General features: G+C 60.0%; 21 protein-coding genes and 1 tRNA gene. 8 read left to right on the forward strand and 14 right to left on the reverse strand.

Annotated features, from left to right (window positions below; translation table 11 throughout):
• Nucleotides 1–65: 65 nt before the first annotated feature.
• Nucleotides 66–557 (reverse strand): PaaI family thioesterase, encoded by a 492-nt coding sequence (locus ALTAJ2_RS15180; RefSeq protein ID WP_007110392.1) that lies wholly within the window; start codon nt 555–557, stop codon nt 66–68.
• A gap of 253 nt (nt 558–810) precedes the next feature.
• Nucleotides 811–1,704, reverse strand: a complete 894-nt coding sequence (locus tag ALTAJ2_RS15185) for a hypothetical protein (RefSeq protein ID WP_049900819.1) — start codon at nt 1,702–1,704, stop codon at nt 811–813.
• Nucleotides 1,705–1,760: 56 nt separating this feature from the next.
• Between ALTAJ2_RS15185 and ALTAJ2_RS15190 the strand changes: the two genes are divergently transcribed.
• From ALTAJ2_RS15190 to ALTAJ2_RS15200, 3 genes are all read left to right on the forward strand, one after another.
• Nucleotides 1,761–2,474, forward strand: coding sequence for a lipoyl protein ligase domain-containing protein (locus tag ALTAJ2_RS15190; RefSeq protein ID WP_007110390.1), 714 nt, complete (start codon nt 1,761–1,763; stop codon nt 2,472–2,474).
• Between the two features lie 87 nt (nt 2,475–2,561).
• Complete coding sequence (locus ALTAJ2_RS15195; RefSeq protein ID WP_007110389.1) at nt 2,562–3,116, forward strand: class I SAM-dependent methyltransferase; 555 nt, start codon at nt 2,562–2,564, stop codon at nt 3,114–3,116.
• 157 nt (nt 3,117–3,273) lie between these two features.
• The gene (locus tag ALTAJ2_RS15200) at nt 3,274–3,840 is read left to right on the forward strand and encodes a DUF7529 family protein (RefSeq protein WP_007110388.1); all 567 of its coding nucleotides are present in this window, start codon (nt 3,274–3,276) and stop codon (nt 3,838–3,840) included.
• A 6-nt stretch (nt 3,841–3,846) separates the two neighbouring features.
• Here ALTAJ2_RS15200 and nadC read toward each other — a convergent pair whose 3' ends face one another.
• Genes nadC through nadA form a run of 3 tightly spaced genes read right to left on the reverse strand, consistent with a single transcriptional unit; the run spans nt 3,847 to nt 7,338 of the window.
• Nucleotides 3,847–4,662, reverse strand: coding sequence for a carboxylating nicotinate-nucleotide diphosphorylase (nadC, locus tag ALTAJ2_RS15205; protein WP_007110387.1), 816 nt, complete (start codon nt 4,660–4,662; stop codon nt 3,847–3,849).
• A 1-nt stretch (nt 4,663) separates the two neighbouring features.
• Entirely contained in the window at nt 4,664–6,202 is a 1,539-nt protein-coding gene (locus ALTAJ2_RS15210; RefSeq protein WP_050031479.1) for an L-aspartate oxidase, read from the reverse strand.
• A gap of 2 nt (nt 6,203–6,204) precedes the next feature.
• Nucleotides 6,205–7,338 (reverse strand): quinolinate synthase NadA, encoded by a 1,134-nt coding sequence (nadA, locus tag ALTAJ2_RS15215; RefSeq protein ID WP_050031480.1) that lies wholly within the window; start codon nt 7,336–7,338, stop codon nt 6,205–6,207.
• 205 nt (nt 7,339–7,543) lie between these two features.
• Between nadA and gfo6 the strand changes: the two genes are divergently transcribed.
• On the forward strand, nt 7,544–8,614 hold the full coding sequence (gfo6, locus tag ALTAJ2_RS15220) for a D-xylose 1-dehydrogenase Gfo6 (protein WP_007110384.1): 1,071 nt from the start codon (nt 7,544–7,546) through the stop codon (nt 8,612–8,614).
• A 454-nt stretch (nt 8,615–9,068) separates the two neighbouring features.
• Here the strand turns inward: gfo6 and ALTAJ2_RS15225 are convergent, their stop codons facing one another.
• On the reverse strand, nt 9,069–10,499 hold the full coding sequence (locus tag ALTAJ2_RS15225) for a sodium-dependent transporter (protein ID WP_007110383.1): 1,431 nt from the start codon (nt 10,497–10,499) through the stop codon (nt 9,069–9,071).
• A gap of 526 nt (nt 10,500–11,025) precedes the next feature.
• On the opposite strand from ALTAJ2_RS15225, the gene ALTAJ2_RS20325 reads away from it, so the two are divergent.
• Nucleotides 11,026–11,154 carry a hypothetical protein gene (locus ALTAJ2_RS20325; RefSeq protein WP_275039514.1) on the forward strand — a complete coding sequence of 43 codons (129 nt, stop codon included), beginning with the start codon at nt 11,026–11,028 and terminating at the stop codon, nt 11,152–11,154.
• Nucleotides 11,155–12,336: 1,182 nt separating this feature from the next.
• On the opposite strand, the gene ALTAJ2_RS19240 is transcribed toward ALTAJ2_RS20325, so the two are convergent.
• Nucleotides 12,337–12,855: a hypothetical protein gene (locus ALTAJ2_RS19240; protein WP_144240256.1), complete on the reverse strand. Its 519-nt coding sequence runs from the start codon at nt 12,853–12,855 to the stop codon at nt 12,337–12,339.
• Nucleotides 12,856–13,447: 592 nt separating this feature from the next.
• On the opposite strand from ALTAJ2_RS19240, the gene ALTAJ2_RS15235 reads away from it, so the two are divergent.
• The gene (locus ALTAJ2_RS15235) at nt 13,448–17,281 is read left to right on the forward strand and encodes an Eco57I restriction-modification methylase domain-containing protein (protein ID WP_007110382.1); all 3,834 of its coding nucleotides are present in this window, start codon (nt 13,448–13,450) and stop codon (nt 17,279–17,281) included.
• A 2-nt stretch (nt 17,282–17,283) separates the two neighbouring features.
• On the opposite strand, the gene ALTAJ2_RS20150 is transcribed toward ALTAJ2_RS15235, so the two are convergent.
• The 4 genes from ALTAJ2_RS20150 to ALTAJ2_RS15260 all read right to left on the reverse strand — a co-directional run bounded on the left by ALTAJ2_RS20150 (nt 17,284) and on the right by ALTAJ2_RS15260 (nt 19,790).
• A complete protein-coding gene (locus ALTAJ2_RS20150; RefSeq protein ID WP_050031481.1) occupies nt 17,284–18,231 on the reverse strand; it encodes a DUF4268 domain-containing protein in 948 nt (315 codons plus the stop codon).
• A gap of 316 nt (nt 18,232–18,547) precedes the next feature.
• A complete protein-coding gene (locus ALTAJ2_RS15250) occupies nt 18,548–18,961 on the reverse strand; it encodes an SWIM zinc finger family protein (protein ID WP_239647743.1) in 414 nt (137 codons plus the stop codon).
• 26 nt (nt 18,962–18,987) lie between these two features.
• Entirely contained in the window at nt 18,988–19,197 is a 210-nt protein-coding gene (locus ALTAJ2_RS15255) for a hypothetical protein (RefSeq protein WP_007110377.1), read from the reverse strand.
• A gap of 347 nt (nt 19,198–19,544) precedes the next feature.
• On the reverse strand, nt 19,545–19,790 hold the full coding sequence (locus tag ALTAJ2_RS15260) for a MarR family transcriptional regulator (RefSeq protein ID WP_394295519.1): 246 nt from the start codon (nt 19,788–19,790) through the stop codon (nt 19,545–19,547).
• Between the two features lie 133 nt (nt 19,791–19,923).
• On the opposite strand from ALTAJ2_RS15260, the gene ALTAJ2_RS15265 reads away from it, so the two are divergent.
• A complete protein-coding gene (locus ALTAJ2_RS15265) occupies nt 19,924–20,397 on the forward strand; it encodes an FxLYD domain-containing protein (RefSeq protein WP_050031482.1) in 474 nt (157 codons plus the stop codon).
• Nucleotides 20,398–20,418: 21 nt separating this feature from the next.
• Complete coding sequence (locus ALTAJ2_RS19485; RefSeq protein WP_160163699.1) at nt 20,419–20,595, forward strand: hypothetical protein; 177 nt, start codon at nt 20,419–20,421, stop codon at nt 20,593–20,595.
• 51 nt (nt 20,596–20,646) lie between these two features.
• On the opposite strand, the gene ALTAJ2_RS15270 is transcribed toward ALTAJ2_RS19485, so the two are convergent.
• The 3 genes from ALTAJ2_RS15270 to ALTAJ2_RS15280 form a co-directional block, all read right to left on the reverse strand.
• On the reverse strand, nt 20,647–21,636 hold the full coding sequence (locus ALTAJ2_RS15270) for a hypothetical protein (RefSeq protein WP_007110374.1): 990 nt from the start codon (nt 21,634–21,636) through the stop codon (nt 20,647–20,649).
• 50 nt (nt 21,637–21,686) lie between these two features.
• On the reverse strand, nt 21,687–22,877 hold the full coding sequence (locus ALTAJ2_RS15275) for a tyrosine-type recombinase/integrase (protein ID WP_049900809.1): 1,191 nt from the start codon (nt 22,875–22,877) through the stop codon (nt 21,687–21,689).
• A 183-nt stretch (nt 22,878–23,060) separates the two neighbouring features.
• Nucleotides 23,061–23,132, reverse strand: a tRNA-Thr gene (locus ALTAJ2_RS15280).
• Between the last annotated feature and the right edge of the window lie 59 nt (nt 23,133–23,191).

A 23,191-nucleotide genomic window follows, 5' to 3' on the forward strand; every position in this document is an offset into this window, starting at 1 on the left:
GGTCCGTCCCGCTGCCGAGTCCACGCCGAAAAGTTAAGCCGCACTGACAAGAAGGTCGACGGCCGCTACTCGGACCGGAACACGCGGTATGCGCCCTGGCCGATCGCCACGGGGTTCGTCGTTCCGTCGGGGGTCGTGCTTTCGACGGTGATCTCGCTGACGCCGACGCTGCCGCCGACTCGGATCACGTCCGCGGTCGCCACGAGGTCGCTCGTCGCCGGCCGGAGGTAGTTGACGTTCAGGTTGATCGTTGCGATCCGCGCACCGAACGGATCGTCCATGGCCGTCCGCAGGGAGAGGCCGCCGACGGTGTCGATGAGCGTGGCCGCGACGCCGCCGTGGAGGTCCGCCTGTTCGTCGGCCGACGCGGTAGGTCGCGTGTTCGTCAGTTTTTCGTCGTAGGGGATCGACATCGTCATCGTCCCGTCGCCGACATCGTCGACGGTCGTTCCGAGCCACGAGAGGAACTCCTGGTTCTCGTCGAGAACGTACTGGAGCATACCCTCGAGATCGTCGAACTCGTCGAGTGCATCCGTCGTCGGCGTCTCCTCGGTCATGGCCGCCCGTCCGTCGGCAACGGTCTTGACAGCTACGCTTCCCGGCGTGTCCGTTGTTCGGCGTTCATGCGGAGCAGTGCCCGACGGACGGCTCAAACGGCGCTTTCACCTTGGAGACGGGGATTATCGATACCCGACGACCGGTCGGCTACGGGAGACCGACACGACAGACGAACCGTCCTGGCGTTTCCGGTGCCCTTCTCGCCGGCATCGCCGAGTGTACGGACCGCTGCAAGACGATTGAGCGAGCGTCTCAGATGGCAGCATTCGAGCGAACCCGTACCCGGATCCGTTCGCCGCGTGCGAACGAGCGCTCCGGACAGATCAGTTTCGCGCCGAACTCGCCGTCGCGAGCACAGAACAGCGACAGTCCGGTGATCGGCGCGCCGTTTGCGGTGACGGTCACGTCGTCCCACGCGATCGTACGGCCGTCGGCGACGCCGAGGCGGTCGCCGTTCAGCGAGACGACCGTCTCGGTCGGCTCGTCCGCCGCCGGCGATTCGGACCGCTCGAGCAGCCCGCCGCCGTCGTAGTGAGGGACGCCGCCGTCGAGGACGCCGCCCCCATCGGCCCGCACGCCGACGAACGTCGCGCCCGGATCGGGGTGGGTCGGTGCATCGAGCACCGCGTAGGTGTCGCCGGTCGATCGAACCCGGCCGGTGCCATCCCACTCGAGCGGGCGCACCGCCGCGCCGAGGTCGATCGGGAGCGATCCCGCCGCCCGATAGGGATTCTGGTCCGGGCTGCGAAACCCGACGTGGAGGTGGTTGTCGACCCAGGGTGCGAAAAACCCTGCACGGACGAGCCGACCGAGCGAGTCCCCTCGATCGAGGCGATCACCGGCGTCGACCGCCGGTTCGACGTGTAGGATTCGAACCGTCAATCCGGCGAACGGGCTGGTGTCCGCGGGCTCGAGCAGGATCAGGTGGTCGTGCTCGGGTGCGTAGGGCTTCGGCGGCGCGCGAACGGTTCGGGTCTCGCGGACGGTACCCGCGACCGGACTCGGCGCGGCGGTCGTCCGCCCGTCGGCGAGGGTCCCGGGATAGAGATCGATCGCACAGCCGCCGTCGTGGGCGGGATACGGGGAGTTGTACAGCGAGAAGCGCTCGTAGCGCGCCAGTACGGCCTCGGGAAGCGTGACGGCCATCGTCGTCTCGGTCTGGGTAGCGTGAACGTTTAGATGCACCGGGTCGAACGGCCGGTATGCGCGTGTTTCGTGGGCGGGCAGGGTCCATCGCGGCCGATCGAGACGCGAGCCAGCGACTGCTCTCGGTAGCCGCCGACGGCGAACCGGCCGTCCGCGTCTGGAGGCCCCACCGACAGATCGCGTTCGGCCGCCGGGACGCACGCCTCGAGGGGTACGACCGCGCCCGCGAGCGCGCCGACGAGCGGGGCTTTCCGCCGGTCGAACGCGGCGTCGGTGGGCGAGCGGTCGCCTACGACGGGACGACGACGCTGGCGTTCGCCCGCGCCGAACCGGTCGCGGACTTCCGGACCGGCTCGACCGAGCGCTACGACCGCGCCTCGGCGGCCCTCGAGCGGGCGCTTCGGACGCTCGGCCTCGAGCCGCTCCGGGGCGAACCCGACGACTCGTTTTGCCCCGGGACGCACTCGCTATCGGTCGCGGCCGCGAGCGCGGACGGTCGGCAGCGAAAAGTCGTCGGCATCGCCCAGCGCGTGCGAAGCGACGCTGCCCTCGTTGCCGGCATCGTACTCGTGGCCGCTCGCGAGGAACTCGCGGACGTGCTCGAGCGGGTCTACGACGCGCTCGCGGTGCCGCTCGATCCGGCGTCGGTCGGAACCGTCGCGGCCGCGGGCGGGCCGTCCGATCCAGACGCCGTCCGAACCGCGCTCGAGGAGGCCCTGATCGGCGACGCGAACGAGGTCTCGATCGAACGCATCGGCGGCGGACGGTAGCGGCCGCCGGCCCCGGATGGAGACGAGCCACCGTCCGACGCCGGGCATAGCCGAGAGGGTTTTCGACGCGCGGGCCGACGGTATCGTATGGGAGAGAACCACGACAGGGAGCGGGCGCTCGCCGCGTTCGCCGCGTTCGTCGCCGATGACGACCGAAAGCCGGTGGTCGTCGTCGCGGGCTGTGGCGCGGGGGCGACCGTCGCCGAGTTGCGCGCGGACGGCGTGGCGGCCTACGGTTTCGACGCCTCCCGATCGATACTGGAGACGGCGGCACCGTCAACGCGTGAGCGACTGCTCGAGGCGGACGTTCGCGATGACGACCTCGTCGCGTCGCTGCGCGAGGCGTTCGGGATCGACGAGATCGACGTCTTCGTCACCGAATGCATGCTCTCGTTTCTGACCGTCGACGAAGCGACGGCCGCGCTGGACCGGCTCCGGTCGCACGACCGGGTCGGAACGTTGCTCCATCTGGTGCGGATCGACCCGCCGGTGGCGGCCCAGGACGGGGAGATCGATGCGACGATACTGCCGCCGGCGGAGTGGCAAGCGGCGTGTGACCCCGACGGGGAGGATCTCTGGCGTGACGCGATCGGGCCGCTCGACCTGCCGCCGTCGGACCCGAGCGATGACGGCGACACGTAGACGCGGGTCGCCGAGCGCGTCGGTCTCTCGAGGGGGATGCCGACCGCCGGCTCGCCGCCCCCGATCCCGACCGGCGCGGAGGGAGTGAGGTAACGTTTTTCCGCTCCGCGTCGTCGGCCTCGAGTATGACGACACGAACGCGACCGGAGGCGTACCGATGACGCGCGACGAGTCGGAGCCAGCAACCGGATCGGAAGCGACGACCGAGTCGGCGGCCACTGACGGCGCGGAGCCGGCTGGATCGCTGTGGGCGGACCTCCTCGCGGACGCGAACGCCATCGCCGAGGAGTACCGCGACGAGGGCTGGGACGTCGTCGTCCTCGAGCCGACCGCCGTCTCGCCGGTCGATCGGGACGAACGGGTCGGACTCGACGTAACGGTCAGCGACGCGGAGTACGAGATCGTCGAGGAGCTCATCGAGGAGGGAGCGGTCACGATCACGTCGGCGAACGTCTACTACCGCCCGGTCGCTGCCGACGGGAGCGAGCGCCGACTCGCGCTGACGGTCGAGCGCGACGAATCGAGCGAGACGGCCATTTTCGTCCCACTCACGTACGATCTGTCGACCTGTCGGGACGTGTTCGAAACGGCGCTGCTGGAGGAACAGCTTCTGACCCACGTGACGACGCCATCGACGGCCCGGTGGGTCAGCTTCTCACACGACGATCCGTCGCTCTTTCTCGAGGAGTCGGACGTGCGGGCGTGGGGTCCGGACGACGAGTGAGAGCGGTCACTCGCCGGTCCGAAAGGAGAGGTCCAGCGCCGGGGCCGAGTGGGTCAGCGACCCCATCGAGATCACGTCGACGCCGGTCGCGGCGTAGGCCGGAACGTCCGCGACGGTGATCCCGCCGCTGGCTTCGGCCAGAACGTCGTCGTGATCGGCGAGCGCCGCGACGGCCGCCCGCGTTTCCGCGGGCGTCATGTTGTCGAGCAGGACGATGTCCGCGCCGGCCGCGGCCGCCCGCGGGGCGTCCGCGACGGTCTCGACCTCGACATCGACCTTCGTCGCGAACGACGTGCGCTCCTGCAAGCGGGCGATCGCGTCCTCGAGTCCCAACTCCGCGATGTGGTTGTCCTTGACCATGACCATGTGCGAGAGGTCGAGCCGGTGGGTGTCGCCGCCACCCGCGACGACCGCGCGCTTCTCGAGGCCGCGCAGGCCGGGCGTGGTTTTGCGGGTCGCGGCGATGGTGACGTCGTCGGACTCGGACCGAGCGTGTTCGACCGCCGTCCGCGTCCGCGTCGCGATTCCCGACGCGTGACCCGCGAGGTTGACCGCGACGCGCTCACCGCGGAGGACGTCGCGTGTGGTTCCCTCGACCCGGAGCAGGTCGTCGCCCGGTTCGACGGCGGTGCCGTCCCCGAGTCGGTCGACGACGGCGACGCCGAGATACTCGAAGACGGCCGCCGCGGCCTCGAGACCGGCGGCGACGCCCGCCTCCGTCGCAACGAGCCTGCCGGTCGTCTCGCCGGGAACGCGGTTCGTCACGTCGTGGTGGCCGACATCCTCGCGGAGCCAGCGCTCGATCTGTGCGTCGGTAATCATCTCAGTCGTCCGCCGGCGGTTCGGCCGTCGATTCGTCGGCGTCGGTCGCGACGTAGTGACAGCCCACCGAGTCGGTGTTCTCGCTCGCCGCACGCGCGATCAACAGCGCGACGACGCTGGCGTTGCGGAATTCGTAGAGGTCCCGCGCCGTCCGGGTTCGGATGTAGGCGTCGACCTCGCCCTTGAGCCGCCGCAGGACGCTACTCGCGCGGGCGATCTCGTCGGGATCGCGCTCGAGACCGAGGAACTCGTCCATCGTCCGCCTGAGACGGGTAAACTTCTCGGCGGCGAAGCGGTCGGGCAGCGCGGGGTCCCGGTTCAGGAGTTCCGGGGCGTCGACCGCTTCGGGGTCGAATCCGACCGCATCGTCGCCCGCTCGGAGCCCCCAGACGAGTCCCTCGAGCAGGCTGGTACTCGCCAGTCGGTTCGCGCCATGGACGCCGGTGCGGGCGCACTCGCCGACGGCGTAGAGCCGATCGAGCGAGGTCCGACCGCGGTCGTCGACGGCGATCCCGCCACACAGGAAGTGCTCGCAGGGCGCGACGGGGATCTCGTCTCCCTCGATCCCGCGATCCCGGCACTTCGCGGCGATGGCGGGGTACTCGGCCGCGAACTCGAGCGAACTCACGTCGAGGACGACATCGCCGGTTGCCTCGCGCTCCGTTTCGACCGCGCGAGCGACGACGTCCCGCGGTGCGAGGTCGCCCTGGGGGTGATAGTCCTCCATAAAGCGTTCGCCGTCGCCGTTACGCAATACTGCGCCTTCACCGCGCAGCGCTTCGGAGAGCAAGAACGGGTCCTCGCCAGCGTAGGCCGTCGGATGGAACTGGACGAACTCCATGTCCTCGATCTCGGCTCCGGCGAGCGCGGCCATGGCGATCCCGTCGCCGGTCGCGTCGGCCGGGTTGGTCGAGCGGCCGTAGAGCGCGCCGATCCCGCCGGTCGCGAGGATCGTCGCGCCGGCGTAGATCGGGTGACCCTCGGGCCTTTCGTCGCTCACGACGCCGTGGACGCGGCCCTCGGCGGTGACCAACTCGAGGGCGGCGGTATCCTGCCGCACTTCGATGTGCGCGTGGTCGGCGATGTAGTTGAGGAACGGCCGCAGGATGTGCGAGCCGGTCGCGGCGTCGACGTGGAGGATGCGATACGCCGAGTGAGCGGCTTCGCGAGTGTAGTCGAACTCGCCGTCCTCGCCCTCGTCGAACTCGACCCCGAGGGTGTCGACGAGCACGTCCTCGACGGCGTCGTCGGCGTTCTCGACGAGGGTATCGACGGCGTCCGGAACCGCAGTGCCGTCGCTGGCGTCGATGATGTCGGTCTTGAGCGACGCCGGATTCCCACGCGTCGTCGAGATCCCGCCCTGCGCCCAGTCCGTGCTGGCGTCGTCCGGTTTGGTCGCTTTGGTCAGGAGGAGGACGTCCGCGCCCTCCCGCGCGGCCGATAGGGCGGCCGCACAGCCCGCGATACCGCTGCCGACGACGAGGACGTCCGCGACCTCGCCGTCGGTCGTCGTTGCCGTCCCGGTGTCCGTCTCGGTCATGGTTAGATCTCGAGCATGCGGTCGAGCGCGACCCCCGCGAGTTCCTTCTCCTCGGGGGCGACCTCGATCACGTTGTGTTCGCGTCCCGCCGCGAGTTCCTCGAGCACCCAGGTCAGGTAGTTCGGGTCGATCTGGCGCATGGCGTTGCAGTCCATGCAGGCGTCGCCACAGAGCGGGACGACGTTCACGTCGGGGTGCCAGCGCTGGAGGTGATTCGTCAGGTGGATCTCGGTGCCGATGGCCCAGGTATCGCCGGGAGCGGCGTTCGCGACGGTTTCGCAGATCGTCGCGGTCGAACCGGCTTTGTCCGCCGCCTCGACGACCTCGCGACGACACTCGGGGTGAACGATAACGTTGGCGTCCGGGTTGTCCGCCCGGATCTCCGCGATGTGCTCCTCGCGGAACCGTTCGTGGACCTGGCAGTAGCCGTCCCAGAGGATGATGTCGCTTTCCGCGACCTCGTCGGCGTCCTTGCCCTCGGGGTCCCAGGGGTCCCACTCGGCGATTTCGTCCTCCATGTCGAGTCGGTGGGCGGTGTTCTCCCCGAGGTGCTTGTCGGGCAGGAAGAGGACCTTGTCACCCTCGTCGAAGGCGTACTCGAACGCTTTGTGGGCGTTCGAGGAGGTACAGACGAGCCCTCCCTGGCTCGCGCAGAAGGCCTTCAGGTCCGCGTAGGAGTTCATGTAGGTGATCGGAATGATGTCCGCGTCGGGCGCGGCCGCCGTGATCTCGGCCCACGCGCTGTCGACCTGGAGGGCCTCGGCCATCCCGGCCATCGGACACGATGCCTCCATGCTCGGGAGGATCACGGACTGATCGTCGTCCGTGATGATGTCCGCGCTCTCGGCCATGAACGTGACCCCGCCGAAGATCACGTACTCGGCGTCGGCCTCGGCCGCCTCCTTCGAGAGCTGGTAGGAGTCACCGATGAAGTCGGCGTGCTCGACGATCTCCCGTCGCTGATAGTTGTGCCCCAGGATGACGACATCGTCGCCGAGTTCCTCGAGCGCCGCATCGATGCGTTCGGTCCGTTCGTCTTCCCCGAGCTCCCGGTACCTCGGTGGGAGTTGCTCGAGGTTGTCGTATTTGAACAGACTCAGATCGGTGTCCAGCTCCGCCGTTTCCATTTTGACCATCTTACGTCACCAGTGGCTGTTCGCATATCAGTGGCGGTCATTGAATAACTTTTTCCTTCGAAAAGTCGTTCCGGCGGAATACCATCGATGTATACGACGTTCGAAAACCCGCTATCGGTTGTTCCACTGGATCGATAGATCCCACGCGCTGACAGTCAGGACAGCGTTCACTGTGGCCCTTTCCGCTGCAGCCCCTAGGGAGAGTATGGCGCTCGAGGACGCGTTCACGGACTTCACGCGACGGGACTGGGAGCACGAATCGGTCGAGGGAACCGTCCGTCTCGCGGTCATCGGCATCGGCGGCTTCGCGCGCCAGCGTGCGCTACCCGCGATTGCCGAGGGCGACAACTGCGAGACGACGGTCCTGGTCACGAATTCGCCCGATGAGGTGGCGGACGTCGCCGAAACCTACGACGTCCCACACGTCATCGACTACGACGGCTTCTTCGCGGGGGAGCGGACGGACGCCTACGACGGGATCTACGTCGCGGCACCGAACGCTTTCCACGGCGACTACGCGACCGCGGCGGCCGCGTTCGGGAAGCACGTCCTCTGCGAGAAACCCCTCGAGATCACCGTCGAGCGCGCTCGGAAGGTCGTCGACGCCTGTGCCGACGCCGGCGTGACGCTGATGACTGCCTACCGACTGCAGACCGAACCGACGGTTCGTCGCACGCGGGAACTCGTCCGCGAGGGGGTGATCGGCGACGTCGTCCAGGTTCACGGCGGGTTCTCGAATCCGTTGCTCGAGCACGCGACTCCCGACACGTGGCGGCTCGATCCCGAACTCGCCGGCGGCGGCGCACTGGTCGATCTCGGGGTCTATCCCCTCAACACGACCCGGTTCCTGCTGGACTGCGAACTAACAGGGGTGTACGCGACCACCCACTCGCGGGGCGAGCCGTTCGACGCAGTCGAGGAACAGATCGCGTTTCAACTCGAGTTCGAGACCGGCGCGACGGCCTCGTGTACGGCGAGTCTCAACGCCCACGCCCGGAGCGCGCTCGAACTGATCGGCACCGACGGCATGATCGACATCGAGTCGCCGTTCGGCGGCGTCGTTCCCCAAGAGATGGTCGTCGAGAGCGGCGACGTTCGCATGGAGTACACCGGCCCGCCGGTCGACGAGGTCCGCGAGGAGTTCGACTACTTCGGCTACTGTGTACTGACCGGCACCCACCCCGAACCCGACGGCGAAGACGGCCTCGCGGACCTACAGGCCATCGAAGCCGCGTTCGAGTCGGCCGACACCGACTGTCGAGTCGAACTCGAGTGAGCTCGGATCCGGGTTCGGTGTCGAACGATCGAGAGGCCCGCCTCCGGTCGGTACGTCCGTGCGATAGCGGGACGGCCGCCGGTCTCCGAGGGACGACCCAACCGGCGTGACGACGTGACCGACGACCGCCCCATCGAGCCATAGGACGGGTTCGAAACCGCCGATGACTGCAACAGAACCCGACGAGACGGGCGCGGAGTCGCTCGAGGGGGACTGTTGCTATAGTAGCAACTGAAAGTCATTGCACACCTGATCGCACGACAGCGTTGTGATCAGTGTGTAAATCGTTTCAGTTGCTACTATAGTTGAGACTCCGTCGCGCTCGTAGTTCGACGGCGCTTCGCATCTTTCGTCGTCGAGCGAAGCCGTAGGCTTCGCGGATCTCGCGCATTCTGGTAGGAGATCTGTTCCGCTAACTTCGCGGACGTGTCGCTCCCGCTGAGCCTCGATTCGCTCAGTCAGTCCGTCTCTCGCTCGGTTGCGGTCTGTTTCCGGGGCCGGAACGGCGGGCTACGAAGACGAGCGCCACCACCGTCAGCAGCGTCGCGACCGCCAACAGTCCCGTACCGGCCGAGAGCCCGACCAGAGCCGCAATGTCGGCGTAGAACGTAAAGAGGAGAAACGCCGGGAAGAGGGTCCCGATGGCATATCGCCACGGGACCACCAGTGAGCGTGAGAGCTGTCCCGCGCCTTCGAGGTACTCCTCGATCGCGGCCGGACCGAGGACCCAAGCCGTGTAGACCATGAACCCGGTCAGGCCGAGCATCAAGAGCAGATCGACGAGGTGGTCCGCGAACAGCGTAAACACCGCGGGGCTGAACGCGTTCACGCCGCCGGTGAGGACGATCAGCGCGAACAGCCCCCGGGTCGCCGTCGACCGCTCGAGATCGAACTCGTCGACCAGAAACGAGACCGGAATCTCGAGCATGCTGATCAGACTCGTCAGGGCTGCGAGGAGAACGACGAGGAAGAAGACCGCGCCGAGAAGTCGCCCGCCGGGCAGGCTCGCGAACGCACCGGCGATCCCGATGAACAGGGCACCGGGGCCGCCCTCGGTCGGCCCCGGCGCGAACGAGAACAACAACGGAAACACCACGAAGCCGGCCAGGATGCCGATTCCGAGATTGAACACGGCGATCGCCGAGGCGTCGAGCGGCAGCGAGCGGTCGTCGTCGATGTAAGAGGCGTAGGTGATCATCGTCCCGCTCCCGATCGAGAGGGTGAACAGCGCCTGGCCGGCGGCCCCTCCCAGTACCGAGAGGAAGTTCTCCGCGAGGTAGGCACCGTCGAACTCGAGGTAGAACTCGTATCCCTGCGCAGCGCCGGGTTGTCGGGACGCCCAGATCGCGAGTCCGATGAGCAACACGACGACGCCGGGAATCATCACCTTCGTCGTCGCCTCGATGCCGCGTCTGATCCCCGCGGCGACGATCAGCGACGTGGCTGCGAGGACGGCGAGTTGGTAGCCGAACGCTTCGGCACCGTAGCTGATCGCCGCGAAGTGGGTTTCGGGACTCGCGAAATAGGCACCCGTCGCGCTCTCGAGGAAGTACCGAAGGATCCACCCGCCGACGACGCTGTAGAACGACATCAGCATGATCGAGGTGACGACACAGAGCGCGCCCAACGCCGTCCAGAAACGCGATCCGGCGAGCGATTTGAACGCCCCCACTGGGTTCCGATTCGACCGGCGACCGATCACGAGCGCGGCCAGCAATCCCGGTACCCCGACGACGAGGACGATGAGTAGATACAACAGTAGAAAGGCGCTCCCGCCGTTCTCCGCGGTCATCCAGGGAAATCGCCAGATGTTCCCTAGCCCGATCGCGCTTCCGACCGCGGCAAAGATGAATCCGGCACGACTCGCCCAACTCTCACGTACCATCCTGTCTCAGGGAATCGACTCGGCGCGCATAAGGATTGTTTATCAATGGCACAACTCTATTCGCGGTGACATGGAATCAGACATGCCGAACACGACGCTTACTCACCTTCCGACGGACCGCCACGATCGGAGAATCGGCGAGGGGTAGAGATGGATCTTCCAGTATCGGTCGTTAGAACCTCACGATGGAATCAAAACGCGGGAAGCCTAGGCCGGGATTTGAACCCGGGCTCTCGTCCTTACCAAGGACGCGCTTTACCCAAGCACTCTCTGGCCTATTTTCGGGCAGGTATTGCCGGAGAGTGCCCCACTTCGGCCCTTCTTATGATATTATAGTAACTGTACTTTTATAAAATGTGGGGTGGGAGCAGTGTATGTCGAGCCAAGACCAATCCGTTTCCCTAACTTTCAAGATTGATTTGGCCTCGTTCGACTGTTTCTGGTGATATGACCTGCGCCCACCGTGACTACCTATGTGGTTGCCACCGACGAAAGGGATTCATTCGTTGAGAGTGACGGTTCACATATGACCGACGAGAATCCCGATACTCAACTACCTGACGACGAGGACGAGGTGATAGAGATTGCGGAAGCAGAGACGGACGAAGAGAAGACGCTGGCTGTCGCACAGGCTCGCCTGATTGGCGACTTGTAGCAGGTAGATACTCGAGTTCACCTACTTCAATTATTTAAACACGGTACCAATATCTCGGTTAGATTTGGCCCCGAAAATCGGACATTCAGAGAGAGCGCGAGAGGGGGTCAGGGGGTCCGGGTTCATCAGGAGGCTATCCCATCTACGACTCGAGTGGTCCCATTCGACCGCCCACGATAACCCCCCTGATCCCCCACCCCGGCCAGACCCCCGCCTCTCCTACCCCTATCAGCCTACCCGATCCCCGAGGGGTACCCATTGGCCCTGCTTCTGTAGAGCGCTCACAGGGTGCTGGTACGAGTGTGTAGATAGATAAGTTCGGGTCGGCTGACCCCAACCCGACTAACGCCGACCCCCGTCCTCACCGAGAGCCAGTCCCAACTACCAGTTACCCCATTGGACACCCCGGCAGACCCACTCCCCCACCCCTACGGGGTCCCCCCTGTCCCACGACGGCGTCAGCAGTCACAGGGATACAGTAAGATGATCCCTATGATGGGCAAACGTGTAAGACGACCAAGTCCCTTGCCGGGACGGCACCCACTACAGAGGTTGTGCTAACAAACGTTGCTGACTATTAGCGATGGGAGGGGTCGAAGAACCAGAAAGCTCCTGCTCGGCGGGTGGGTTTCGAGCGGAGAATATCCGCAGAGAGTGCCAAACCAATTTTACCAATTCGGGGTTTAGAGGTTGACTGACTCGACACTTTTGCGGTCAGCTTGGTCGAGACGATGTTTCCCTCCCGATGGTGGAGAAAGGTTCATCAGCATAGTTCCAGTCAACGTGTCTGACCTACAGCGGCGTTTGTGCTACCTCGAGCGGACCCTCATTCGTAGTTAGTAGTGGTCGCGGTCTTCAAGCGGGACGCTATGTGGATGATCTATCCTTGTGTTAGTGGTAGGTCGTCGTTTGTGTAGTCTCTATAACGTTATAGACGTAGTATGAGGGACGACCCTCGACACTACGTAGGACAACAGTGAGATAGTACAATAGGGTCGTCTGTCGTCCCTATACTATATGAAGAGTAGAACGAACGATACTCTTGTTCTATAGACTGTATAGGACGAACAACTACGACTACTGTAGAAGAGAGAAGGGAAAACATACGAAAGGGATAGAGTGTTGCTGTAGTTGTTCTAAACGAACAGCAGAGAAAGACGAGATAGATAGAAGACAAGGGCACTACCAGTCTAACGGGTTAGTAGTATCCCCGGCGTCACCGTCGTCGGCGTCCGAATCAGTATCTTCACCGTCAGTTCCGTCTTGACTCTTGTTCTTCGATGGTTCAGAAGATTCACCAGAGGATGACACAGAACTATTGGACTCCGACCAGTCATTAGAGACGACGCTGGCATGGGTAGAGTCGGAGCGAATCGAACCCTGTAGTTTCAGGGATCCTCTTGGGATGTATCCGCCGACCCCGGTGATACGTTCGCCAGAGAAGTTGTGTGGCGCTACCTTTCTGCCACCTTCAACACGGAGTTCCGTCGGCCAGAAATTGCTCCGTCGCAGGAGACGCCGACATGGTCCACGAATCTCCGAATAGACCCACACGACAGGGTCTTCGTATGGAACTGACTCCGGTAGTGGTTCACCGGCTTTCGACCAGCGAATCTGCATTTCCTTTTCGAGCGGCTCGAGGTCGTTGTCTTCGCCAACAGCCGCACACAGTTCGTCTCGATTGAACTCTTCGTCACTCATTGGTATGATTCGTCGTTGGGGTCGTTCGAGCGCTCGATTCTGGTAGGGATCGCTTGGCTGTACCTGCTTGACTTCCGCGAGGTGTTCTGTATTTCATTGTGTGAACATGGAAACTGCCGAGAGCCGTCCCCAACGGTTTTGATTCCCTACCCGGTAGAACCAGATAGAGAGTCCGGGGGAACTCGGCTCTCACTTGCTCGACGCCGAAACCGGGACCGTCCCCTGTAAGGTTGGCCCGGCGGCGTCGTCCTTTGCTGTCGAATCTCTCGATTAGTAGCTCACATAGCAATTAAGACTATGGAGACACGGGCACATAAGTATTATCAATATGATGATATGTATATCAGCGGAATTTCCGGGGATTCTTTCTGATAGGGATATTGGCGTGACCGCCGCTAATTTGTCTCTTCCTGTACCGCAGACTGGCCAATAGGGGTATTGAGAGTGGGGCACCAGCCAAGTCAAAACACTCACAGATCTAACCTTGCAGTCCTATAGATTCACGTTCAGTCGTGCTATCGCTATTACTCGTTTCCCAATCTTTAACGTGGTTTGATTGGTTGGCTTGAAACATCCCTTCGGAGAACATCATATGCCACCTGCTACAACATCTACTCCGCAAACCGAGTTCGTTCAGGAAGCCTTCGAGACGACGGTCGAAGACGAAGACGAGATACGGCTTCTCGAGGCTATTGACGACGCTGTATCCCGTCTTCGGGAACAGATAGACGACGATACGCTGGAAAACATCCTACGAGCCGACGCCGGATCGTATCGCCTTCGGAGCGACATGACTCGAGACGGGCTTCAACCCGAACCCTTCACCCAACAGGCGGTTATCGAACCACTGCTTTCGGAGTTGGGCCACTCGTTCGACACCGAAGCAGGCGGTCTTTCTGGTGGGCGGACGATGGTCGCGGACTACACTGTCTCCCTACGCGACTACGATACCGATTCGACTCGGCTCCTTATCGAAGCCGAGCCGGTCAACAAGGATCTGGACAGCCGTGAACACGGTATCGGACAGGTTCGTGACTGGTTGAGTCAGCGCGAGTTCGAGTCCGACTTTGGATTCGCTACCGATGGTCTTCGGTGGGCGTTCGTCCGGTACGATCCTGATTCGTACAGCCACAACGTTATCGAAGAAGTAGACCTTCAGCCTGTCTTTCTCGCGCTCTTCGAGAATCAGGTCGGGACGCGGGACCCCGTCGAGGAAGCCGTCTTCGACGCTGATCGAGAACGAGTCGCTCGGCTTCTACGTACCTTCGAGTTCGGGAACTTCGTTTCCATCGCTGTCGAGGCTCGGCAGGTAATCAAGCGGACTCAAGAGGAAATCACTGACGAGTTCTACGACGACTACATTCGCTACGTCTTCGGGATCGTAGACGAGAACGAAGAGACGCCGCGCTCGCTGATTGGCGATGGCGTGGTCAAACCCGACGGTGCCACCGAAGACGACGCTCGATTGTTCGCCGTCGAGTTGATGAATCGTCTCGTGTTCATCAAGTTCCTCGAAGACAAGGAACTCGTTGACCCCGATCTTCTGCTGACGCTCAAGGATACCTACGAGGACGGGATGTACACCGGGTCGCTCTACGACGAGTTCGTCAAGCCGCTGTTCTACGACGTGATGAACGAGAAGCCCGACCAGCGGCCCTCGACGGTCCAAAACATCGACGTTTTCGAGGACATTCCGTACCTTAACGGTGGGCTGTTCCGTCCGTCTCTTGGCGACGACGAGTTCGATGAAGAGGACTTCGACGTGCGGAACTCGGTACTGAAATCCATCATCGACCTGCTGGAACGCTACAGTTTCTCCGCAGGCGGCTCTCCAACTGATCTTGACCCGAGTGTCCTGGGGAATGTCTTCGAGAAGACTATCAACTACATCACCAGCGACAACGCAGATAACAACAAGGAACTCGGAGCGTACTACACCCCGAGCGAGATAACGCGCTTCTGCGCTGAAGAGACGGTTCGACCAGCGCTATTGGATCGCTTCGGTCGCGTGCTGGTCGAAGAGCGTGGGTGGCCCGAGCCGGAAGTCGAGAACTATGATTCGGTGTACTCGCTCATTGAGGATCTGCCGGGCAACTGGAGTCTGATTAGCTCCCTTCTCGCAGAGGTAGACGAGTTCCGTGTCGTGGATCCTGCCTGTGGGAGTGGACACTTCCTCACGTCAGTCCTCGAAGAAATCGTCAATGTCCGGAAGGCGCTGTATGCACAGAACGAGAACTACCCACAGGAGTACCGCCTGAAGAAGACGACAGTCCTGAATAATATCTACGGTGTAGACCTGATGGGACCTGCCGTCGAAATCGGGAAACTCCGGCTGTGGCTTTCCATCATTTCCGAGTTAGACGAGGATGTAGTGGACGATCTTGACGACGACGAGCTTGCACTACCAAACATCGTCTTCAACCTGCGGGAAGGGAACAGCCTCATTGGCTACACCGGCTTCCCCGAGACGACTGACGACGGCGAATACACGCTCGGGAGTTTCACTGAAGACAGTGTTCGGGACCGCTATCAGGGGATCATAGACGAAATCGAAAACCACGAACAAGCGCTGGACACCGAAGTTGCCGAAGAACACCGACAGAAGGCATTCGAGAAACTACGCGAGGCCCGTGAAGACCTGATAGATGACATTCACCGTGATTTCCAAGAAGCGGGTGTGGACGAAATCACTCCACAGGAGGTCGCGGAGATGAACCCCTTCAATTGGGTGTTGGAGTTTGCAGAGGTATATGCTGAAGGCGGATTTGATGTGGTTGTCGGGAATCCTCCGTGGGACCGACTGAAACCTCTTCGAGATGATTATTTCGCACGGTATTACCCTACTTTCCGAACTCTGCCACCAGATGAGAAAGACCAGAAGCAGGAAGAGTTATTGAATGATGATAGGATTGCGGAGGGATGGAATGAATATCTTGAGAACATGGAAAAAAGATCGGAATACTTCAAAAATAGTTCCGAGTATTCACTTCAGAGGCCAGAGATTGACGGCCGGGTGAAGCCAAATCCGAATGATCTCTCGGCATTATTTTTAGAACGGGTTTTCAATATTGCAGACAGTAGTTCACATATAGCACAGGTTCTCCCCGGCGCAGTGTTCAACGGAGCATCATGCAAAGACTTACGGAGTCATCTCCTTGACAACACACGACTCAAAGCGTTACCCATCTTCGAGAATCACGGTATCTTTGACCAGATTCATGGACAATACAAATTTGGAGTTCCCGTCTTTGAGAATCAAGGTTCAACTGATGACGTAACCGGAATCTATCAGGAGGGGAATGTTGAGATACTCCAGACATTTGAGAGAGACGCGATCGACATTCCGAAGAAAGTTCTCGAATCATATTCACCGGAAGCTCGTATCTTCCCATATATCGAGTCAGAGGAGAAATTGGAAGTTATCAAGACCCTAATTGAAAAACCGCCTTTAGGAGATAAGACTGCCTCAAATTGGTATATGGAGCCGTATCAAGGGCTTCGTCGGACAAGCGATTCTGACAGATTTGTTGATGAATCAGAGGGCGAATATCCCGTCTACGGTGGTAGCAATATATATCAATTCTCATATAATAATAAATTCTTTGAAGATATAGATTCACCTGAATTCTGGAGCGTTGAAGAGGAGACTAACCCGGAAAAGAGCGCCAAGCAACGTATGCGTGAAAAGACAGTAGGGGACCTAAAGAAAGCTATTTATGAAGAATTTGAGGGATCTGGTTCGCAGAAAAGCTTTGTCAATAACTTACTGGAAGAACATCGTGGAAGATCCTTGAGTAAAAAAGACGTTCTCCTTGATAGTACAGAAGCTCGAATTGTATTGCGAGATATTACAAATTCCACAAACGAGCGGACACTCATTTCTACAGTTCTTCCTGAAGGAATTGTCTGTCATAATACCCTCCGAACAGTTCGCAATTATCAGATTGAACCCTTTGAGGAAGGACTAACAGAAGATCCATTACACAGCTTCTACCAGCGGATATTCACAGATAAAGAGCTATTTGTCGGGGTTGGTCTGCTTAATTCTCTTCCCTTTGACTATCTTATCCGAACCAAGGTGGACACCCATATTGTCACCTACAAGTTTAAAGAAACGCAAATGCCTCACCTTTCAGAGGGGGATGAGTGGTTTGACTATATCTGGAAGCGAGCCGCTCGACTCAACTGCTACGGTGAGCAGTTCGAGGAAATTCGCGACCGGCTCGGTGGTATCGACCCGGCAACTGACATGGACGAACGGCGGGAAGTTCAAGCTGAACTCGACGCCGCCGCGTTCCATGCCTATGGACTCGACCGCGACCAGACCGAGTTCGTCCTCGACGACTTCCACCGAGTACAGAACCCGCGCCTGATGGACGAAGATTACTTCGAGACAGTCTTGGAGAAGTACGACGAGTTGTCGTAACGTTATAGCTGCTGAATCCGGTCGTAGAAGACCTCGTGGAACTTCTCACCGTGTTCAACCATCCAATCGAGGTATTCATCCCATTGGTCTTGGTCCGTCACATCAGCGGACTTCGTGACCACAATCCGACTTCGCTTCTTCCCTGAACGTGTTTCCTCTGGTTCGTTCCACGTTAGTTCTCGGTCAAATTCGGACTCGATCTGTTGGGATTGCTCGATCAACTCTCGATACGCTTCGGCGTCGTCTCGGATCACAAGCCCGGTCCCGAGTTCGTTGTCGCGCGAGTTGATGGTGAACTGAAGTTCGAAGCCCGCTTTTCCAATCGGGTTGTTGTAGTAGTATTCCGGGTACGGTTTCCGTGCGCTCAAGGGAGTATCGCGGTCCTCGATCCGATCCCGAAACTCGGTCCAAAACTCTTCCTGCAATGTCTCCGTCTCGGTCAGCTCACCCTCTGATCGTTTGGCCTTCTCCTTCCACTCGCTCGGTTCTGCAACAGGATTGAGCCGGACAGCAGGATCGGAATCTCCTATTTTCCATACTTCGAGGCGGATAGCGAACAGGTCTACGCCCTCACGACTGTTCTCGTTGAGCCATTGCATCGCGTCTCGGTGTTCGTCGTAGAATCGAGGCGCTATCCATACGATAATGTCCGCGTCAACACCGGAGGCGTAGGCAATAGACTTCCCCAAGTGGTCATGATCCGAGGGGTTCAGTTGATTCTCGATAACGACGTTTCGGTTGTCGTCTACGACCTCTGCGAGAATATCGACGTTGTAACGTCCAACGCTCTTCTCTTCCTCGATTATCTCGAGGTCCAACCCTAACGAGTCTTCCAACTTGGAAACGCCCTCTGCGCGGATTTCATCTGCTATCCATGGAGTGAACTCTTGCGCCTCATGCTCCCAATACTCGCGTGCTTCTTGGGCTTCAAGCGAAGCAAATTCGGGCATACCGGGAACCACTAACCGGTCTGTCAAAAAGCTGCCTACTATTCTTCGGGCCGACTTCGATCCACCGTAGTCACACCGACGAGTCGATTACGCCAGACAACCGCCTCGATGACGACTTCATCGGCTCCGTCAGTCGGTAGACCGATACTCGTCTGGCCGCAGTCGGTACACGATACCCGGCGGATGATCCATCCGTCGCCATCGTAGTGCGTGGCGTAGGCGACCGCTTTGTCACCCGTTCGGATTCCTTTGTTGCACGAGTCGCAGGTGGTTCCCGTCTTCTCTCCGTTGAGTGCTTTTGCCGGAGGAAGTTTCGTCATTCGGAATCACCCGGAAGATCGCGCTGACCATCCCGATAGCAGTCGAAGCACGGGAAGTCGTGGTCGTCACACCAGCACTCGTTCTCGTTGGTGTCCTCGGTAGCGAACGAGTCGAGCGTCACACCACCGTCGGCGCGAACGGGCCGCTCCCGGCTGGCCGCTTCGAGGACTGGTTCTCGAATAGCGACCGCGATCATGTGCTTGCACGGACCCGACTGATATTCGAAGGCCGGACAGGTGCAATCGCTCGGGATACCGCCCTCGACATGGACGGTATAGGTGTGATCGTCAGCGTCCTCGTGGGAGCCGTTGACTACCTCTACGTCGCCGTCTCCGAGCAGCGCAAACGAGAACGCTTCCCACTGCGCTCGCTTCTCGACTGCCACGTCGGCGTCAAGTACGTCCACCACATTGGTAGGGGAAATCGCCGCCATCGTTATCCCTCGATGTAGGTGACGAACTCGTTCCCGCACTCGGTACAACGATGGGTGTACGTCACGAACTCGCTGTAGCCGACCGACTTGCTCGTCTGAATGGCTTCGACGCCACAGGCACACGGCGATCCGGAATCCAGATGGAATCCCGGTAGTTCTCGAAGTATCTGTTGTTCGGTACGCTCTTGACTCTCGACGTGCGTAGTTGGCATTGGTCTTCCCTCTGAAGGCCACCGCTCGCCTGTTCCAGCAGGCGGGCTTTTCGACGCGAATTACGCCCCGAGAAGCGGTTGCCCTCTATTGTATAATAGGGGCTGTAGGATTATTATTGTTGGGAATTATAACTCCATAGACAATGCATAGTGTGTATTCTACTTGTCTCATATAGCCGCTCAATGCCGTTGAGACGGATCGGGAAATACGATGATCAAGACCACTCGCTTGGACGGCAGGTTCACTCACGCCCTACTCATGGCGCTCTCCCTGGTCGTTGGCGACAAGGACACCCTCGGAAATTGCAGTAGAAGTATTCTCTTCCCGGTTTAGGGAACGAACATGGTTAGTCCTCGTCCGGCTCGAGTTCGGCGGCGTCAAGATCACCATCGAGATACTGGTGGCCTTCGTCGGTAAGGACGTACACCCCATTCCCGAGGAAACGAATCAATCCATACCGATCTAATTTCTTCATCCGCTGGTGTAGATGTGTACGGCTGAATCGGACGTATTCGTTTTGTGATAGACTTGTCGGCGTGCCTGACTCTTTCTCCTCAAGCGCCTCAAGAATCCGTTCGTCTGCGATACTCATCCAATCCGCCGATTTTCTCATTATCGGAAACTCGCGCCACTTGTCGTTACATATCACGAATAGTATGGTTTAGTTAACTCTGTGTTAACTACAGAAACAATTATAAGCACTCTCTGTTTTGTGTTGAAATGAAATGTTCCGACGGAAGTATCTGGCAAGCATAGGTGCGACCGCTACCACCCTCGCCCTCGCGGGCTGTACCAGCGACGAAAGTGATTCAGACGAAGGAGACGCCAACGGAAACAGCGGTGACAGCGATACCAGCGACTCCGGAAACAATAACGGAGACAACAACGGCGGCGACACTAACAGCGGAGACAACGGTGACGACAACCAGTCGGACGTAGAGATTCTCGACCACGAGTTCTACGAGGAAGAATTTCAGTCGGGTGTCCGTGGTACCGCTATCAACAACGCTGACCGGGAACTCTCATACGTCGAAGCGACCGCGACGTTCCTCGACGCCGATGGGACGCAGATCGGTGAAGGACTCGACAACGTAAACGACCTCGCGGCTGGTCGTGAATGGGAGTTCGACTGTATGTACACGAGTCAAGACGCGAGCCGTATCGAAGAGTACGAAGTCGAAGTCTCGGTCGGGTTCTGACCACCAATTCCAATTAGAGAAATGAAGCGGACGAAAGCGCTTGGGATGTTCGTCGGCGTTTCGCTCCCGAGTCTGTTCATGTTGCTCGTCTCGTTCGACGCGCCGCTCGTCACCGGAACAGATGTGTTTCTCATTTCGTTCCTACAGGTGGTATTCGTCGGCGCGTTCATCGGGTATGCCTACCGACAGGCGTCGTGATTGATAGTAGAACGCTCGAGCGAACCGTATCGGCTTTCGAAATAGAGACGACTACCCACTACGGGCTGACTCGTGGAACGAGCGCCCTGACTGGAACTCGGTGAGTTCAGAAATTCGCTCTTCGAGTGCCTCGATTTCTTCGCGGAGTTCCTCGGCCTCTTCTCCCTCGGTCGCCGCGAGTTGATCCTTGAGGCCCTGTAGGCGCGTCTCTTTCCGGTCCTCGTCCACGTCAGCCTTCCGAACGTATTCACTCTCTTCGACCTCATACACATCGCTCTCGGACAGTTCAGTCACCTCGAGTGCTTCGTCTACCTTGTTCGAATCCACAGTGGTCAGCCGCTCGCGCTCGATACCAGCGGACTCGAAGGCGTTCAGTACCGTCTCGTCGTCCTTGAGCGACCGGTTCCGACGACTCGTCCGTTGGACTGACCCGAACTGTCCGGATACCGGCTGGTCATGGTGGAGTCGGTCGAGAAGGACACTACGCACCTCTTGGCGTAGATCGTTGGCGTTCCGCTGTACGTCCGACAAGAGCGTGTAGAGGTTCACCAGTGCGGGCGTTTCCACGTCTTCGAGCGTGGTCACGTCGTGGCGCTCGAGGGCGTCTATCAGCAACAGAGCGTCCGCATACACGTCTACATCCGGCTCTTCCCGCTCTTGATCGCCGTCGTCGGTGTTCTCGGTCGCGTCCACCAGTGGCGATCCTGTCGGCGTTTCACTCTCTGTAAGCGTTCCCGCACGGTCGTCTACCTCGAAGCGTGGGTGTAGGGACAGCACGGTCGCGTAGGGTTCGGCGTCCGGGGGAAGCCGATCAAGGTCGAACTCACCATGTGCGTTTTGAATACGCCGATGGAGCGTCTCGAACTGGTCGCGCTGTAGAGGAATCGTCTCGTCATCGTCCCGGTACTGAATCAGGACACGAGGTTCCTGTACGTCAGTGACGCCGAAGGCCTTGCGCGAGAGTGGGGTGACGAGGGTCGCATCAGAGGGGAGTTCTTCGACGTTCTCGAGAAGGTTGTGCCACGTCGTGCCGAAGGTCATACAAGTGAGTACGGACGAGCGGAATAAAACGTTCAGGTGGGTAATTCCGTCTACCAGATTTGTTCTACGGCACTGTTCCGCGTCTCCGCGTCGGAGTGAAGATATTTCATCGTCGTGTTCAGGCTCTTGTGGCGCAGTTGCTCTTTTGCGTGGTGAGGACCCACGTGGTTCGCCCAATAGGTCGCCACGCCGTGCCGGATAGAGTACCACGAAATCTCCTTATGCTCGGGGATCGGAACGTCCCCACTCTCGATCACCCGATGAAGGAGCGCATTGCAGGACTTGGAACTGTACGGTGACGATTTCTGCGTCAGCCACAACTCGTCCCTGTCCTCGTACTTGTCCAGCGACGCCCGTTCATCGAGCCATCGCTTCAGAGCCTTCGCAGTTCGACCCTTGATCGCACAGTTCCAATGTGCCTCATTCTTCGTAGACTCGTCCTTGGGGATGTTCAACTCGTTGTCTTCGAGGTTCACCCACGACACCTTTGCCCGCCCAACCTCGATGGGACGCAATCCAGTGTCGAGAGTGACCGCAATCATAGACGGGTACTTCCACGAGTTCGCTTCTTTGAACTCCGCCGGACCGACCTTCTCTTTCGGGATACCAAGCCGCTGTGCGACGAAGGCCTTCAGTTGACTACGTTCGTCAGGTGAGACGGAGTGGTAACTTTTGACTGACGAGTGTTCGAGCGCCGCTTGATACAGCGGCTCGAACGTACTACGACGAAGGTAGTCTCGTTCGTCTCCGTTGGACTGCGAGAGTTCTACGTCGAGTTCCCACTCGTAATCCGTTCCCCGGACGTGGTTACTGAAGCGGAAGTACCGCTTAATGTCCTTGGCGTGGTGGAGAACGGTCGAGTCGATCATCCCGTCCGACTGGTCGAGGACTCGAACGAACTTGTCTGCGTGGTCGGGCGTGAACTGCGTGGTGTACTGGTTCTCGTACCGCCAGAGCCAGCGGAAGGCGGTTTCGAGTTTGTAGTGGGTGGATTCGAGCGTGGAGCGAGCAAGTCCCTCGTGCTTCTCGGGGTTCTTCCCGTAGTTAGCGAGCCACGACAGCAGTTCACGCTTGAAGTCTCGGTAGTCGTCCACCATGTTCAGCCCGAACTCTTGCAGGTCGCGCTTCGAGCGCTCGCTAACCAACGGATAATCGAACTCGTAGTCCTCGGGCGCGGGCGGGACCTCCGTGGACATGGTATCACCACTGCCGAGGTTATCGAGTGGGTCAGTCCGGTTCATCGAGAACGCTCACCCCCCGAATCGCCGGACGGCGTAACGTCTGACGTTATGGTGTCCTGACAGCTATACGAATCGCAAGACGGCGACGGGGTTCCCGTGTAGTGAAACGTAACGTTCTTGCGTTGCATTTGTTCTCTCCAAAGAAGGGCGTAAAATGGTCGGAGAGGCGCTGAAACGCGCGGAAGCCTAGGCCGGGATTTGAACCCGGGCTCTCGTCCTTACCAAGGACGCGCTTTACCGCTAAGCTACCCAGGCGCGTACTTCTTCGTTGATCGGAGATGTCTTTATGGGTTTCGATTCGATCGGGCCGTGCG

Source organism: Natrinema altunense (assembly GCF_000731985.1).
GTDB lineage: Archaea > Halobacteriota > Halobacteria > Halobacteriales > Natrialbaceae > Natrinema > Natrinema altunense.